The organism is Terrisporobacter petrolearius (assembly GCF_020748185.1).
Lineage (GTDB): Bacteria > Bacillota > Clostridia > Peptostreptococcales > Peptostreptococcaceae > Terrisporobacter > Terrisporobacter petrolearius.
This window is the reverse complement of the sequence record NZ_JAHZMO010000006.1, coordinates 54,706-72,601: the sequence shown is the minus strand read 5'-3', so window position 1 is coordinate 72,601 and position 17,896 is coordinate 54,706. Positions and strand designations below refer to the sequence as shown.

The following is a 17,896-nucleotide window of genomic DNA, read 5'->3' as shown; positions in this document are numbered from 1 at the left end:
TAAATTTTATCCATTTATTTTTCAAAAAAATACTTATAGGCTAATGCCTATAAGTATTTTCCTTTATTCTCTGAATAATTTATATTGAGATTCTTCCACTTTTGAATCAATTTTTTTAGTATATATTATGTCTATTATAAATAGAACTATTGATAAGTATACATTTATACCAAATATTAAACCAAAACCTCCATAGATATAAAGCTTTATAAAGAAATCTCCAGCAAAAGATTTGAATAACTCATGAATTTCTTTAGGATGCATTTTATCTACTTCTTCTAAAGTTATGCTTTGAAGGTCTAAACTTCTTAACATTGGTATTATATTTTTTTCTATTGTACTAAATCCTGAATCTATAATGTTATTTGTTATATAAAGTTTAAAATCTTCTGTAATGAAGTTTAATTTATCATCTAACAATAGATCTATAATAGATTCAACAATTACTCTTTTTTTATGATTGAAATCTTTATCTTCTAGAATTAAATTTAAGTTGTCATTAATATCACTTTCTAAAATTTCTTTATCTATCAAAGAATTTAATTTACTGTTTCTTATTGATGAAATGTAAATACTTCTACATATTTGTAATACATGATAATTTACAACTTCACTACTATTAATTTTCTCTAAAATATTATCTACAACATATGTTACATCATCCTTATTTAATTCCCATGATATTTCAACCAAGTTAATGGAATAAAAATGTTTAAGAGCTTTTTCTTCTAACAATTCTCTTAAGAATTCATTAGCTGCCTCTTTATTACCATTTAAGTTGTCAATTATATTCTTTGATGCCATATTAATTAAATCTTTATATTTATCATAAGTTTCTTGTAAGTTATTTAATTCAACTATTTCACTTATTTCTTTAGCTTTTATTTCACAAATATTATTTATAATTAAATCAGATGCACTATGCATATTATTTTTAAAATTTCCATTTTGTTTCAGTGAAAAAACTAATCTGTCAAGCAATAAACTTGTGTTAATTTCTGTAGATTTTAATCCTAAATCTTTAACTTTACTTGAATATATCTCTTTTTCAAAATAATTATTTAGAATTGTACACAACTGATCTTTGTCATCTAATATTAAATTCTCTATCTTATTATTTATTACTATATTAACAACATCTTTGACAAGTCCATCACCATCAGCAAAATCATATGCCATCTTAACAAAGAAGTTAAGATTTTTTCTTACAATTTTTACTATCATTGATGATATCATTTCGTTATTATCTTTTATATAACTTATTAATTTTTTACTAGCTACATCTGTAATATTATATATATTGTTATCTAGTTTTTCTTTAATTTTGCCACCTAATAGCTCATCAAATTTCTTTTCTTCTTGAAATTCTGTTCCTAAGTAATTTTGTAAATAGCTATTTAATTGGTCTTTTAAATTTAAAAGTGTAATATTTATAAATTTATCTGTTTTAACACTATTTTGTATATTTAAAAGAGATTTTTCGCTTATTATATCTTTTATTGATTTATCCATTATATAATTATAAGTTTTTTCATTTCTAAAGATTATATTTTTTACTACATCTTCAACATATGAATTTTCCATATTTTTATTTATATAATCATTAATTTGTTTTTCTATCTTATTATTAACAGTTGTAATCAATTCTTCTGGCAGTACGTCTTGCAAAGATTTATTTGCTTTTAATTTTTCTTCTAAGTATCCTATTATTTTATCTTCTCTTCGATTTATAATCTCTATTAAATCATTTGCTTTGTTATTTACAAAATCTACGGATACAAATCTACCACATTCTATATCTAAAAATCTGTTTCCTATACTGCTACATACTCTATTATTATTTTTCTTTACTAATTTTAAAATAGTACCATATGTTTTTTTAGCTAAACTATGTTTTTTGCATCTAACAAAGTCTATAATAACCATATAATTGCTGTCTTTTATATTAGATATAATATGATTTTTAAAATTATTCTTTTGTGACTCAAATGAATTTACTACCCTATTTCCGCTTAGTAATTCATTATCAATAAAATATGCCATACCTGATGCAAAACTATTTTTATGAGAAGGTATATATCCTATAGAAAATACTTTAAATAAAGGTATTTTAGAAACAAATTTATTTTTTTCATAAGGGCAGAATATCATCCAAAGAGCTATAACATTTGTCATGATACCTACCACACCCATAAGTAAACATGCCATTAGTGTATTAGTAACATTATTATAAAAACCATAAGATCCATTAATGTTGGTCATAGTAATACCAAATATTAATCCCACAATAGTTCCTAGAAATGCACCAAACATTGATAGTGGTTTTAACTGTTTACCCATAAAACTTTGAGCTATATTGCATATTTCTTCTTCATCCAATTTGATAAGATTATCATAAATAAGTTTTTTTACCCTTCCATCTACTATAGTTGATAAATTATTTTTTATATTTCCATATAGTTTATTACTTATTTCTTTAGGTAAATCTTCTTTGATATTTATTTTATCAAGTAAATCTTTAACTTCATAAGATTTATATTTATTAGCTTCTTTTTTAGTGAAATCTACAGTCTTTTCTGTTATTGAGTTTATTATTTTTTCCTCATTCTCACTTAATAGATCTTGTACTTTTATGTTTTTAATGTAATCACTTATTTCCTTATTGATGATTTTCTTATAATTAATATTATTTTTATTTAAAATATTAACTATTTTATTAGGTAATAAAGATGAAAATTCATCAACCTTATTTTTATTAAATAAATTTTTTATTTTGCTATTTAGCAAAGACTCTATTTTAACATGAACCAAATTAAATATAGATTTATCTAAATAAGAAATTATTCTAGCTTTATTATTTATTATTAAATCATAAAGTTTTGGCTTGATATTTTTATTAAATAATTTATTTAAATCTTGGTCTATTAACTTATTTAAAGTTTTCGATGTTTGTCTTTTTAAGAAAATCTTAGATAATTCTTTTCCTTCAGTATCCCATTTATCTAAAACAATATTTATTACTTTTTCCTCATTAATCAAACTATTTTCTTCTAATAAAACTACTAAATCTTTGATTTTAGTTTCTTCTAAAAACTTAATTATTTTTGAATACAACTTGTAAGAATCTTCTTCACTTATTCTATATTCTTCTAAAAAGTTCACAATTTTATCTACTATTTGATTTTTAGAAGCAAAATCCAAAAGCATAGAATCCTTAACTTTTGAAATCATTGATTTTCTTAACTCATCATCAATATTATCTATACTTTCTAAAATGGATTCGTCTATCATGTTTTCTATTTGGGTTTTATTATTACTTATCCATGATGACAAATAAGGTATAGCTTTTTTAATTAAATCTGCTACATATTCACTAGAAATTCTTCCAAAATGAATTGGCAATATCTCAAAAACTGTTAAATCTATATCTTTAGCCGAAGCAAATACTTCTTTGACTATATCTCCTAACTTGATTTTACCCTCTTCAGATTTTATTAGTTCATCTAGTTTTTCATATATCATTAAACTTAGTTTATTGAATTCTTCTTCACTTAAAATGTCATCTATAGTTTTAGTTCCTATAGTTTTTTGAAGATCCTTTAATAAACTTTTTATATCTATTAATGATAAAGATTTGTCTATCAATGATTTTGTTTCTTTATTATTGTCTAATAGCTCATCAATAGAGTTCATTATTTCACAGCTAATTATTCTGGTTAATTTTTCTCCACTGTCCTTACTTATTAACTGACTTAAATATACTTCACCTTGCTCTTCATATAAATCACTTAATAAATGCTTTAATTCATCATTAGATCCAATATTAGTAACAATTTCTTTATACCCTTTATCAACTATATGAGATATTTGTTTTTCACTTAATATTTTCTCTAATTTTATATTCTCCCCAGCATTAGTTATTAACTGAGGTAATACTTTTTTTAAGCTATATCTTAAAAACTTTTCTCCATTTATTAATGTTTCACTCCAGCCAGGCATTTCTTCTATTTTTTTGTTTTCAAAAACCTCATATAAAGATTCTTTTAAAAAATCTTCACCCACATTTTCCATGGCAAGTTTGAAATTTTCTCCTAGAACCTTATCTCTTAGAGTTTGCGAATTTATTATATCTCTTTCTACTAAATCACTTATTTCTTCTATAAATTTCTCTTTATTTTTCTTTACTGCTCCACCAATCTTTAATGGTGTATATTCTTTAAAGATCATATTAACAGCATATTTATTTGTAATATAACCTGCTACACCACTAGAAAAAGCTTGTAGCAATAAAAATAATCCATTTTCTAATGTAACCATACTTACCACCCATCTGTCTTTTTATTTTTTATACTATCTGACATAATTATCTTTTAGCATTTGTAGTATTCCTTGAACTTTCTTATCTTTCACAAAATAAGTTATATTTAGACCATCCTTGTTGCTATCTAACAATTCATGTGCCTTTAATATAGATAAATGCTGAGATAGTCCTGACTGAGTTATATTACCTAACTTTTTATTTAATTCTCCTACTGTCATTGGTTTTTCTATTAGGTAATATAAAATCAGTAATCTATTTTCATTAGCTAACACTTTCAATTGACTTGCTAACTTTTTTGTTTTTTCTTCCACTATTAAGCTTCCTCTCTATTTATGTATGTTTATTATAATAGTATTTCCATTATTAAATTTAAGTATATTAGTAATTACTAATATACTTAAATTTAATAATTATGTCAATATTTTACATATTGTTATAATTTCTTACAATTAAAAAGCTATAAGATTTAATCTTATAGCTTTATGAATTCTCCTAAATTTATAATTCAAAGTATTCTTTTATGGCATGTACTACTCCATCATCATCATTTGATTTAGCTCTATAGTTACATATTTCTTTTAATTTAGGGTGGGCATTATCCATTGCATAACTATATTTACAACTTTGCATCATTTCATAGTCATTTAAATAATCACCAAAAGCCATTGTTTCATCATAAGAAATATTATAGTTTTCTTGAAGAATTTTTATTGCTTCACCTTTATTTACTCCTGGATTCATTAAGTCTACCCAGTTATGTCCTGATAAACAAACCATTAAATTCTTATTATATTTTTCTAGCAATTTAAATGCATTATTTTCTGCATCAACTTCGTCAAAAACAGCTAATTTACATATTTTATCCTTATCTAACACATCCATTAAATCTTCTACTATTTCAAGTTTTGCGTAGTACATTCTTGCATTTTCTAAAAATACTTCATTATCATTTTCCACATATGCAGATTCAACACCACACAAAATAGGATACATTCCTTCCCCTTGTCTTACATCCTTCAAAGCTTTTTTAACTTCTTGGGTGTTGATTTCATCTACATAAATGGATTGTCCATTATCATATACAATAGATCCATTATCACTAATATAAACAAGGTCTCCCTTTATATCTTCAAAGTTTTCAAGTAAATTAAAATATTGTCTCCCACTAGCAATAGCAAATTTAATCTCTTTTTCTTTTAATTTTTTTACTAAATCAAATAAATATGGTGATAATTTCTTATTACTATCTAATAATGTACCATCCATATCTGCTGCAATTAATTTTACTGTCATATTCTATTCTCCCTCTAACATTTTTTATGTTATTATATCATTAAATTTTTTCGTATATCTCTTAATCTAATATTTTTATAAATAAATTAATCAAATATAAACATTAATTCATAATATTTATCATATATTTCCTTATTAAAACACACAAAGTATACCTTCTCAAGTTCTTGGAATGAATATTTATTTAACATATCCCTAATTGCCTTACACGCTACAATACATGCTTTTTCATATGGATATCCATAAACTCCTGTACTTATAGCCGGAAAGGCTACCGTTTTACAATTATTTTTTATGGCTTCTTCTATGGAATTTGTATAACAAGAATATAAGAGTTTATCTTCATTTGTATTTCCTCCTTGCCATATTGGTCCAACAGTATGAATGACTTTTTTACATGGAAGGTTATAGGCTTTTGTTACTTTTACTTCTCCTGTTTTACAACCATTCAAAACTCTACATTCATCTAAAAGCTTTGGTCCTGCTGCTCTATGAATAGCTCCATCAACTCCACCGCCACCAAGAAGAGAACTGTTAGCAGCATTAACTATTGCATCAACATTTAACTTTGTAATATCTTCATTTATAACTTCTACTCTTTCTCTTAATTTTTCTTTTCTAAAATCAATACTATTTATTAATTTATTCACTTCATCTTTTCCTCTTAGCATCTCAAACCATTTCTTTGGAATACTTTCAAAACCATATAAAACCCCTGCTATTCCACCTGTTACTGCGGCTGTTGTATCCGTATCATTTCCAAGAGCTATGGCCTTTTTTATAGCTTCTTCATAAGAATTACTTTCTCTAATAACCTTAAAACTACTTTTTAAACAATCTATTACATATCCTGTGCCACATTCTTTTACTGCATCTTCTGGCAAAATATTATTTATTAGCCCTTGTAAATAATCTTTGTCATGTTCATATATCTGTTTTAATTTTTTTATGCTTATTTCATAAGCACTATCAAAGTCATTTCCTTTTAAAATATATCTTATTATAAGAGAATATAACGCACAACATATTTGATTGTTAACATGTCCATGTGTGATTAATGATTGAGTATGAGCATCCTCTACCAGATCTTCATCACTACCATCATGTAATAAAGGAATACCTAACACTCTCATCAATGACCCGTTTCCTTGGCCTTTTTTTATAGTAAATCCACTTTCATAAGGTGATACTCCTGAACTATATTTCATCAACGATTGCATTGTTTGTCCACCTACATCAAATACATTATTGTCTACAGCTAAATGGCCCCAAGTCCACCAATCAACCAATTTATCCCCTAGATTTTTAATATCTAATTTCTCGCATTCTAAAAAACTTTCTAATACACATAAAAATTGTGCTCCATCATCAGAATAAGTTCCAAATGGTACATCTTTATAAGTTTTCTCAAATCCCTTTGGTGTGATCATATCAATTTGCTCAAAAGGTGGAATTTGGTTAGGTGGATAAAATTCATAAGGCACTCCCGTTGCATCTCCTATTAACAATCCCCATAATCCTCCTAAAACTTTGTCTTTGGAATAATATATTTTATACACTTTATCTCCTCCTATTACATAAGTTTTATCATATATAGATATATGGTAACAGAAACTCGTTCATTTATGTTCGAATTTGAATAAAACAAAAAAGGAATGTGAAAACATTCCTTTTTTGCTTTATTTTATATGCATTCGCTTAATACTTCTAAACTACATGGTTTTCTATGTGGGTTAAATCTATTGTTGAATTCTTCATATTTTTCATCGTATACAAAATCAGTCCCTAGCTTATTAATCTCCTTTAACAGATTAATCTCGTCCTTTACAATTGGGCCTGGTAAATCTTTTACTGATAAATAAAAATCTCTCATTTTGTTTTTGTATTCTTCAAAATCATACATATAGAAAATTATTGGCCTGCTTAAATTTGCATAATCGAAAAATACACTTGAATAATCTGTTATTAGCATATCACTGACAATGTATAATTCATTTATATCATCATGATTAGATGCATTTATTATAAACCCATTATATTTTTCAAAGTTAAAGGCATTACTAATAAAATAATGAGCTCTAAACAAAATTACATATTCATCTTCTAGTTCTTTCTGTAAAATATCAAAATTCAAACCTAAATCATATGTATATCCAACCCCTGGCTCATGCTGATTTTCCCTCCAAGTAGGAGCATAAAGTATAACTTTTTTATTTCTTGGAATGTTCAAATTTTCTTTTATTCTTTCACAATCCTCTTCTGTAAATTCATAAAGAAAATCATTTCTTGGATATCCTTTTTTTATAAAAATATTATCTTTACCTATATCTTTTAACCCAAATGCTGACGTTATTTTCTCATTAAAAAAGTTTGATGGTGATACTAAGTAGCTATATCTTTGTGCATCAACCTTATAATTATGATGTAAATCCTTAGTAGATATTTTAGTGCCTGTATAGTTTTCGATATCTAATCCTAATTTTTTTAGTGGTGTTCCATGCCAACATTGGATATATATTTGATCAGGGTGCTTTTTTATTTCATTAGGTATTCTTGAATTAGTCACCCAATATTTCGCTGTAGAGTAATATTTATAATATTGTTTACTCTTATATTTAACAACAACTGTATTATCATTTTTTAATAAATCTTCATGTTCTTTAGGCTTTTTAAATGCCCAAACTTTTATGAAATCTTTATATTGGTCGTCTTCCAACATTGCCTTATAAAGTGATTTTGGGCTACAACTATATTGTCTTCCCATATATGCTTCAAACACTATTAATTTGTCATTAATAATTTCTTTATTATAAAATTTTTTTAAGTAATTTCTTTTTTTATCCCAAGCAGTTAAATTTACAGCTAGTTGCTTAGTAATTGGTGTTATACTTAAAATTTTTATAATTATTTTTTTTAATTTTTTTTTCAATTTCTTTTTCATTTCTATATCTCCTATTTTACCGCCTGAAGATCTTTTTTTATTTGAGTGGTTGATATTTCAGGAGTTCTAGGTAAATATACCACCTCACAGTATTCACTTAAAAAGTCAAATTTACCCTTCCAGTCATCTCCCATTACAAATGTATCTATTTTAAATTCCTTAACATCATTTATTTTTTGGTCCCAGCTATTTTCTGGTATGACTAAATCTACATAACGTATTGCCTCTAGTAATCTTTTTCTTTCTTCATAGCTAAAATAACATTTTTTATTTTTTTGATCCCAATTAAACTCATCACTTGATAAAACAACTACTAAATAGTCACCTAATGCTTTTGCTCTTTCTAATAAATTTACATGACCATAATGTAATAAATCGAATGTTCCGTAAGTAATTATTTTTTTCATAGTTAATTCCCCCAATTATTTACTTTTTAATGCACATATATCATGTTTAATATATGAAAAAATTTTTGCTGAACATGGTTCCTTTATCTCATTAAATAGACTATTTATTGATTTTCTTTCTTTTTCAAATATATCTTCATTTTCAAATATCATATTTAATGATTCTAAAAATTCCTTCATACTTTTCGGTTTATATCCCGGTGTAACTTTATCATATTCAAAATTCATCCCTCTTTTAGTTAGATACTCATCCTTATCATAAGGCAGAAATATCATTGGTCTTTCTAATAATAAATAATCTATATAAATGCTCGAATAATCTGTAATTAGTACATCAAATGTATTAAGTACAACCATAATATCGTCAACCATGTCTTCATCCAACAATCTTACTCTATCATCTATGTATTTAGATGTATTAGCTGTTTCATCAATATGTGTTTTTATAAATATAATAGCCTTCTTATCTTGTAAAAACATATTCAATTGATTTTTACTATAATCATCAAATGGAAATAGCATAGTATCTTTATACTCCCTATACGTTGGTGCATATAATATTATTCTTTCATATTTATTTATATCAGGATATGATGACTGAATTATTTTTTTATTTTGTCCCTTAAATAGAACATCATTTCTAGGTTGTCCCCAAACTTTAATTTTATTTTCATTTACTCCAAAGCTATTTTTCATTATAGTAGTCAATTTATTTGAGGTAGTTGAAATATATCTATAATTATTAGAAAAAATTTTTTTAAAATAAATTTTTTTAATAATTCCGTAATTATTCTCCATTAAAGCAATTTTTTTTAAAGGAACTCCATGCCACAGATTCACAATGATTCTTCTCTTACCTAAACCAAACCCATACAATGGTAGTCCTGCAGACGTTAACCATACCCTAGCTGACAGTACTTTTAATATTCCCTTTGCATTTTTTGTATTAATAAAATACTCTTCTCCATACTTTTCTTGCATTTGTTTTCTTAATATATCATCATTGATTACATAATACGGCTTAATCTCTGGTTCATTACTTAAAATATATTCAAACATATATTTTGAATTATAGTTAAACTTTCTGTTATTGGTAGATGAAAATATCCATATATTATCTTCTATTTTACAATTAAATATAATTCTACAGATTTGAGTTTTTATTAAATTTAAAATTTTTTCCATCATAACCCATTTCCTAATCTATACATATATTTCCCTTTCCATTTTTTACATACTATAACAATTATAAACCATCTTTAAAACAATTTGTAGGAAATATTTTACTTTTTTTTGTTTAGTTGGTATAATTTGTCTATAATTATTTATTGTAATATAAATATTTAATATTAGACATTTTTCGAGGGGGAAATATGATAAAGGGACTCAAAAAAAAATATAAAAAGTTACGTAAATCTTTTAAAAAATTATCGTTCAATAAAATGAAATATCGTAAATATATAAAAGATTTACCTATAAATGAAAAGGCTATTTTATTAGAATCACAACATGGTAGAACTTATAACGGTAATATGTATTATATATTAAAAGAACTTTTGACTAATACGTCATATAAAGATTATGATATTTATTTTACAGTTAAAGAAAGCAATAAAAATAATATTTTTAAAGCTTTAGAAAAGTATAATTTAGATAATTTTAAAACTGTATCAATTTATTCTAAGGAATATTATAAAGTGGTAGCTACTTCTAAGTACTTATTTAACGATACAACTTTTTTACCTTTCTTTATTAAAAGAAAAGGACAGGTATATACTAATACATGGCATGGAACACCACTTAAGACCTTAGGTAAGAACAGTAATGCTGATGCACATCTTCTTGGAAATGTTCAAAGAAATTTTATATTATCAGATTATTTGCTTTATCCTAATAAATTTACTATGGATCATATGCTAAATGACTACATGCTTGAAAATATTTGTAATTCCAGGCCAATATTAGGGGGTTATCCTAGAAATTCAGTTTTCTTTGATGATGATATTCGATTACAAGTTCGTGAATATTATGAAATTAATGATGATATACAAGTAATTGCATATATGCCAACTTATCGTAATCACAGTATTACTCAAGGTAAAACTATAGAAAATACTTATATACTATATCATTTACTCGAACTTGACAAACGATTAACAGATAGTCAAATCATGTATGTTAATATTCATCCATTGGCAAGTTCTAGAATAGACTATAAGATGTTTAAACATATAAAACCTATGCCTAAGTACTTTGAAACATATGAGTTTTTGGCTGCAACAGATTGCTTAATAACTGATTATTCAAGTGTAATGTTTGATTATGCCTTAACTAAAAATAAAATAATTCTGTTTACATATGATAAAGAAGAATACTTAAATAATCGTGGTACATACTTAGATATTAATACCTTACCGTTTCCTTTAGTAAAAAATATTGATGAATTGTTCAATGAAATTATAACTGATAAAAATTACAATGATAGTAAATTTATTGATAATTACTGTTCATATGATAGTAAATATTCATGTAAAAATCTTTGCGACACTGTAATATTAAACAAAAATAATATAATGCCCACATTTGAAATTCCTAAAAACAATAAGGAAAATGTTTTAATTTATGTGGGTAACATGGCTAAAAATGGTATTACTACCTCTATAAAAAATTTACTGCTTAATTTAGACTTAGATAAAAAAAATTATTATATTAATTATATTCCCAGAAAAATAAAACATAATTTAACTCAATTCCAAGACTTAAAATCAATAGTTAATTATATTCCCATACAGGGAAAAATGGTTTTAACATTGAAAGAAGAAATTATATATCATTTATATAATAATAAGTTTATTTCAGCTTCAACTATGGCTAAACATCTTGACACCGCTTATAATCTTGAAATTAGGCGTTCATTTGGCGATATTAACTTTTCGCATGCAATACAATTTTGTGGATATGAAGCTAGTCCTATTTTGAAGTATTCTAAGTTTAAGTGTAATAATATTATTTATGTTCATAATAATATGGTTGAAGAAATAAGAACTAGGAATAATCAACGTAAGGATGTTTTATCATATGCTTATAATACATATAATAAAGTTGCAATGGTTACCGTTGACATGTCTGAATCAGTAAACTATTTTTGTAAAACATCCAATAAATTAATTGCAAATAATATTATTGATTATAGTAGAGTTATTGCAATGTCTACAGATGAATTATTAATAGACAATGATACAATTATTAATACAGACTTAGAAAGAATGAAAACAATTCTAAATAGTAACTCTAAAAAGTTTGTTACAATAGGAAGATTTTCACAAGAAAAAGGTCATCTAAGACTTATTGATGCATTCTATAAAGTATGGTTAGAGAATAATGATACTTACTTATTTATTATTGGAGGTCATGGCAAACTATATAATTCTACTTTAGAATATGCACAATCAAAAGTATGCAGTGAAAATATTATAATTATTAAATCCATGTCAAACCCATATACTGTTTTGAAAAAATGCGACTATTTCGTTTTATCTTCATACTACGAAGGATTTGGACTGGTTATTGCTGAAGCTGATATGTTAGGATTACCTGTTATTTCAACAGACATTGATGGACCTAGACAATTTATGTTGAAAAATAAAGGAACTCTTGTAGAAAACTCAACTAACGGAATTTATAATGGTATGATTGATTTGCTAAATAATAAAGTTAAATGTATGAATGTTGATTATAAAGAGTACAACAAAGAAGCAGTAAAACAATTTGAAAATCTTCTAGCTTAGTAATATTCAATAGTTAGTATAAGTAAATACAAAATAAACTTTTTATTAAGTTTAACCCTTACTTATTCATAATTTTAGTTTGTTTGTACTTGATTAATTTGTGCGATACATTTTTATAAATTTGTAGTACTTCATAATAAACATAAAAAAGTTCTACTAATTTTACAATCAGTAGAATTTTTTATGTTTATTCTATTTATCGGATCTATCCACTTTAAATAATTTCATATTATCGTTTATTTCACCTTTATAAAATTTACTTAGCATCATCCCTCCCATTATTGCAAATAATATTCCATTTGTACCATATCAACATAGCTCTCTAATTCTTTTCCACAGTGTTTTTTGAAAAATACATTATCATATTGTTGTCTTCCCTGAGGATTTTTCCAATATCCCATAGCTGTAAATTCTGGACAAGGTTGCTGTATTATAGCTATATTCTTACTTGAAAAAATAATCACTTATCATTCTAGCTAAATTAAATCTTCTACCCATTATATAAACTCTTGTAGCTGGATTTAATAAACAATGGGAAACACGTACAGAATACCTTTTTTATGCATAAAATTTTACTCCTTATTATTAAAAGTATATTGCTTATTTTTTGCTAAATAATATTTATTATTCAGTCATATAATTAGGCAGCAAGTTCTATAAATAAAAAAGAGAGATTATATTACCTAATCTCTCTTTTTAAACATACATATTTTTTATATAATTAAACTTAATAAATTCTAAGTTTAATTATTATTTATTAATCATTAGCATTTAACCATTCAGTTAAAACTTCCACATATCTTTCGTGCTCTTCCACAAAAGGCATATGTCTTGAATATTGGAATAACTCCCATTTACTATTATGAATTTTGTCATGCATAGTTTTTGCAATGTATGGTGAGCATAAATCTATTGCTCCACTAGTTATTAAACAAGGCTCTTCTATTTCATGTAATCTATCTGTAAACTCATATCCAGCTAGTGTTCCTGATGGAGAGAACTCATTATGTCCCCATCCTACAACATAAGCTTCAGTTCCTGATTTTTTAGGTCTTCTTAAGCATTCTGGATCATTTTCAGTTACTTCACCTGCGCAATACATTTTCATAAATTTATCTAATGCATCACCATATTCTTTACTAGAGTAATCTCCAGTATTTACTGCATCAAGTAAAGCTTTTTGATCAGCTTCGTCCATGTATGATATTCTTCTCTTTTGCTCTGTTTCCCAAAGACTTGCAGATGGAAGAGTAGATGAAAGAATATATGACTTAATTCCTTTTGGTTTATATTCAAGAGCGTACCAGATAGCCTGCATTCCACCCCAAGATTGTCCTAATAAATGAATTTCATCAAGTCCTAAGTGTTCTCTTAGAGCCATAAGCTCTTCTATCCAAGTATCAGCATTGAATAATTCTGGATGACCTTCAACAAATGAATTTCCACAACCTATTTGATCATACATTATTACTTGTCTGCCAGTTTCAGCTATTTGGTCTAATACCTCAAAATAGTTGTGTGTAGAACCTGGTCCTCCATGAAGTAGCACTAATGGTGCCTTACCTTTAGTCGCTTCTCCTACTACACGATAATAAGTTTTAAAGCCTTTGAAAGGCATGTATCCTTCAGTTATTTTCATGTTTAATTCCCCCCATTTGTCATTAGTAACAATAACACGTTCCTAATTAATACTGTTAAAAATTTATTAGCTTTTTTTAGTATAACATGAAAGTAAAAGGTTTTCACCATTAGATGACCATTAAATTTTTATAGATATATAATTTTATTTTTCTCATAATTCCTCCTTACATAACATATGTCATGTCGAAATTCTTGGTAATATCTTATTTTATTTATAAAGATATGTAAAGCAAGTATTTTGTTTGATAGATTATAATTTGAGGTAAATATGAGATACAAAGTAATGTTATTTGATACAGATGATACTTATTTGATTAAAAAACTGAAAGAGAAGCCTTTAAAAATACTCTGCTGGAGTTTGGTATATAATATGATGAAAATTATCACTTAAAAATAAATAATGTCATATGGAAAGAGCTTGAGGCTGGTCTTATTACTCAGGAGAAGTTGAAAGTAGAAAGATTTAGAAGATTGTAAGATGGTTTAAATGCTAAATTTGATGAAAATAAATTTGCAAAAGCTTATATAAACCATTTATCTAATGGATCCTTTTTATTTGAAGAAAGTGCTGAACCTATGAAAAATTTGAGTAAAAATTATAAACTTGCTATAGTTACTAATGGCCTTACTGATATTCAAAATAAAATAATCGGTCAATCCATTATGTCAAAATGCGTTGAAGATATAGTAATCTCTGAAGAAATTAAGGTATCAAAATCTAACCCCAAAATATTTGAATCTGCTTTAAATAATATAGGGCATACTGATAAAAGCAAAATATTGATTGTGAGAGATAGATTAACATCAGATATACAAGGTGAAATAAACTTCCATATAGACACATGTTGGTATAATCATAATGAAATTATTAATAACTTTGGAATAATCCCTACCTATAATATTCCTAGCTTAATGAAACTTATGAATATTTTAAAAAACGTTTAATAGTAAAATTTAAACAAGTGCGATTTCTCTCATTAAAGAATCGCACTTGTTAACCTGTTAAAGCAAATTAATTAATACTGAGCTTGTTAGCTGCTTGCTTCTTATCTTCCTCGAAAAATAATTGTTTAACCCTATTGTTACCATAAATAAAATTTCTTTAGACTTTTACTTGAATAGATAGGATTATATTTTTAGTTCAATCAGTAATTATATAATATTTTCTAAACCATTTCCTGATGTTAGTATTTCAATATTATTAAATATCTTCTCTTCATCCCAATTCCACCACTGAAGTTTTAGCAATAGTTCTATTTTTTCATCACTAAAACGTTTCTTGATAAACTTAGCTGGATTTCCCCCATATATTGTGTACGGTTCAACATCTTTTACTACAGTTGAATTAGTAGCAATGATTGCACCATCTCCAATTTTAACACCTGGCATAATGGTTACATTTTCTCCTATCCAAACATCATTGCCAATCACTGTATCACCCTTGAAAGGTAATTGTTCTATTGTTGGAGTTACCTTCTCCCATCCACCTCCAAAAATATTAAAGGGATAGGTTGTAATTCCATCCATTCTATGGTTTGCACCATTCATAATAAACTTGACGCCCTCTGCAATTGCACAAAATCTGCCTATTACTAGCTTATCTCCTAAAAAGTCATAATGATGTTCTATATTATCGTAAAATTTTTCAGGAGATTTTTTATTATCACTGTAATAAGTATATTCTCCAATCTCGACATTAGTTTTTTTAGGTAGATTACTTATATAACAAACTGTATTTATATTTTCATTTGGATATAACTTTTTCTTATCTGGTCCTATCATAAAACACTCCTCTTTTTAATTTTTTTAATATTAGTTGAATTAAATATTTATACATTTCTTAGATAAAATTTTTCAAATAGAAGATGCAACTTTATTCTATCTATATAATCAATAGTCATAATTACATTAAAGTTTGGTTGAAGTATAAAAAGATATTAAGCAGTAAGCTACTCAATCTCTGTATTTATCCTATTTACAAACCTTAAGGGAATTAACTATCCTAATAATAAATTTTTCTGCTTTTTTAAAATCTTCATCATTTGGGTGACCCTGTGATAATCTGCCCATAATATCAAAAATCTTTTTATTGGTAAATTCCTTTGCTACAAAGCTTCCCTTACATGCAAAACTTCCTTTGTTTATTGCTCCTTTTGACTCTAATAATTTAATTAGACTATTGTTATAAAATTTCATTCCAACTCCACTAGTTGAAAATACAAAAACATTTTTATCTCTTAAATTTAATTTATCAGCCAGTCTTAGTACCTTTGGAGACAAACTTTCTCGATACACTCCCGAACCAAATCCAATTAGATTATAATTTTCTAAGGTAATATCATTAACATCTCTTATGTTTACTAGCTTACCATCAGTTTTATCAGCAAATATTCTTGCGATTTTTTCAGTGTTACTATTGTAGTCAGAACAATAAATTATCAAAACTTTCATAAGTTATTTCCCTCACTTAATTTTTTATAACCATATTATACCGCAATCATATCTAAAGAAATCTACCTTTATATTTAAATCAAATAACCTATTTACTTTTCACAATATCTTTAACTGTTAAAAAAACTGTTAAAAACTGTTTCTTCATTCTAAGTTCCTTATTTTCTGTCTATAATTCGTATCCAATTTTCTCAAGCCAGTTTGTAACCTCTTCTGATGTAGCAGTTCCATTTATAGCAATACCAGGCAAAATTGTGGATTTTGAACATTCTTTAGCTATATCATTTTCTATTTGGCAAAATCCACCGCCTCCATGAGTGCAAAATGGAATTACTGTTTTTCCTGTAAAATCATGTTGTTTAAGAAAACTCATAACTGGTGGGGCTAATGTTTTAAACCAGTTAGGTGTACCAATAAATATTGTCTGATAATCTTCTATCGATTCATCTCCAGATATTAACTTAGGACAAAATCCTCTAGAAATTTGATTTCTTACTTCTTTTGCTGCCGTATTATAGTCAAAGGAATAATTTTTATCAGGTATTAATTCTCTCATAGTACCACCTGTCTGAACTGCTATTTCTAATGCTAAGTTCGCTGTATTTTGAAAAAGCGAATAATATACAATCAATGTATTTCCCATATATATCACTTCCTTTCTTAAAATTCTTATTTATGAAATCATCTATAAACATTATAATAAATTTCCCTCAACTATTAGTTAAGGGAAACACAGAAACATTTATATTTATTTTTTCCTTGAAGCATAAAGGAATCGACCGCAACCAATCTCAGATGCGTTCTTCATTAGTTCCAGATTTAGCCAAGCTATACTTGAAGGTCCCATATCATACTCTTCATTATCTGGCCAATCTGCCTCCCAAATTCCTAGTTTATTAGTGACAGTAAGACCTTTTGGACTATGCCTCCAAAGACATTCCTCATCCTCTAATCCCGTAAGATGAAATTCTAGCATTTGCCACGAAATATCAAATTGAAAATTTAGTGTACTACGAAGACTCTCTATTGAATTTTGAGTATTATTGTTACTCAT

The 17,896-nt window shown here is 26.2% G+C and carries 15 protein-coding genes; 2 read left to right on the top strand and 13 right to left on the bottom strand.

Translation table 11 applies throughout. The features are described 5' to 3' along the window. Nucleotides 1-63: 63 nt before the first annotated feature. From K0040_RS05585 to K0040_RS05550, 7 genes are all read right to left on the bottom strand, one after another. Complete coding sequence (locus tag K0040_RS05585; protein ID WP_228107945.1) at nt 64-4,317, bottom strand: DUF445 family protein; 4,254 nt, start codon at nt 4,315-4,317, stop codon at nt 64-66. 33 nt (nt 4,318-4,350) lie between these two features. Then, entirely contained in the window at nt 4,351-4,632 is a 282-nt protein-coding gene (locus tag K0040_RS05580; RefSeq protein ID WP_228107944.1) for an ArsR/SmtB family transcription factor, read from the bottom strand. Nucleotides 4,633-4,819: 187 nt separating this feature from the next. Next, a complete protein-coding gene (locus K0040_RS05575; RefSeq protein ID WP_228107943.1) occupies nt 4,820-5,614 on the bottom strand; it encodes an HAD family hydrolase in 795 nt (264 codons plus the stop codon). An 86-nt stretch (nt 5,615-5,700) separates the two neighbouring features. Next, a complete protein-coding gene (locus tag K0040_RS21030; protein ID WP_331476275.1) occupies nt 5,701-7,173 on the bottom strand; it encodes an O-acetyl-ADP-ribose deacetylase in 1,473 nt (490 codons plus the stop codon). A gap of 125 nt (nt 7,174-7,298) precedes the next feature. Further along, nucleotides 7,299-8,555 carry a CDP-glycerol glycerophosphotransferase family protein gene (locus K0040_RS05560; RefSeq protein WP_228107942.1) on the bottom strand — a complete coding sequence of 419 codons (1,257 nt, stop codon included), beginning with the start codon at nt 8,553-8,555 and terminating at the stop codon, nt 7,299-7,301. 11 nt (nt 8,556-8,566) lie between these two features. Further along, entirely contained in the window at nt 8,567-8,962 is a 396-nt protein-coding gene (gene tagD / locus K0040_RS05555; protein ID WP_074919997.1) for a glycerol-3-phosphate cytidylyltransferase, read from the bottom strand. A gap of 15 nt (nt 8,963-8,977) precedes the next feature. Continuing rightward, nucleotides 8,978-10,150 carry a CDP-glycerol glycerophosphotransferase family protein gene (locus tag K0040_RS05550; protein WP_228107941.1) on the bottom strand — a complete coding sequence of 391 codons (1,173 nt, stop codon included), beginning with the start codon at nt 10,148-10,150 and terminating at the stop codon, nt 8,978-8,980. A gap of 185 nt (nt 10,151-10,335) precedes the next feature. Here K0040_RS05550 and K0040_RS05545 point away from each other — a divergent pair, with 185 nt between their 5' ends. Then, complete coding sequence (locus K0040_RS05545; RefSeq protein ID WP_228107940.1) at nt 10,336-12,750, top strand: CDP-glycerol glycerophosphotransferase family protein; 2,415 nt, start codon at nt 10,336-10,338, stop codon at nt 12,748-12,750. Between the two features lie 278 nt (nt 12,751-13,028). On the opposite strand, the gene K0040_RS05540 is transcribed toward K0040_RS05545, so the two are convergent. Both K0040_RS05540 and pepI read right to left on the bottom strand, forming a co-directional pair. Next, nucleotides 13,029-13,214 carry a hypothetical protein gene (locus K0040_RS05540; RefSeq protein ID WP_228107939.1) on the bottom strand — a complete coding sequence of 62 codons (186 nt, stop codon included), beginning with the start codon at nt 13,212-13,214 and terminating at the stop codon, nt 13,029-13,031. 293 nt (nt 13,215-13,507) lie between these two features. Beyond that, nucleotides 13,508-14,389 carry a proline iminopeptidase gene (gene pepI / locus K0040_RS05535; RefSeq protein ID WP_228107938.1) on the bottom strand — a complete coding sequence of 294 codons (882 nt, stop codon included), beginning with the start codon at nt 14,387-14,389 and terminating at the stop codon, nt 13,508-13,510. Between the two features lie 527 nt (nt 14,390-14,916). On the opposite strand from pepI, the gene K0040_RS21025 reads away from it, so the two are divergent. Continuing rightward, entirely contained in the window at nt 14,917-15,336 is a 420-nt protein-coding gene (locus K0040_RS21025; RefSeq protein WP_334302497.1) for an HAD-IA family hydrolase, read from the top strand. 207 nt (nt 15,337-15,543) lie between these two features. On the opposite strand, the gene K0040_RS05525 is transcribed toward K0040_RS21025, so the two are convergent. From K0040_RS05525 to K0040_RS05510, 4 genes are all read right to left on the bottom strand, one after another. After that, a complete protein-coding gene (locus tag K0040_RS05525; protein ID WP_228107937.1) occupies nt 15,544-16,173 on the bottom strand; it encodes a Vat family streptogramin A O-acetyltransferase in 630 nt (209 codons plus the stop codon). 189 nt (nt 16,174-16,362) lie between these two features. Beyond that, nucleotides 16,363-16,842 (bottom strand): flavodoxin domain-containing protein, encoded by a 480-nt coding sequence (locus tag K0040_RS05520; protein WP_228107936.1) that lies wholly within the window; start codon nt 16,840-16,842, stop codon nt 16,363-16,365. 169 nt (nt 16,843-17,011) lie between these two features. Beyond that, nucleotides 17,012-17,485, bottom strand: a complete 474-nt coding sequence (locus K0040_RS05515) for a flavodoxin (RefSeq protein WP_228107935.1) — start codon at nt 17,483-17,485, stop codon at nt 17,012-17,014. Nucleotides 17,486-17,590: 105 nt separating this feature from the next. Continuing rightward, a complete protein-coding gene (locus tag K0040_RS05510) occupies nt 17,591-17,896 on the bottom strand; it encodes a hypothetical protein (protein WP_228107934.1) in 306 nt (101 codons plus the stop codon).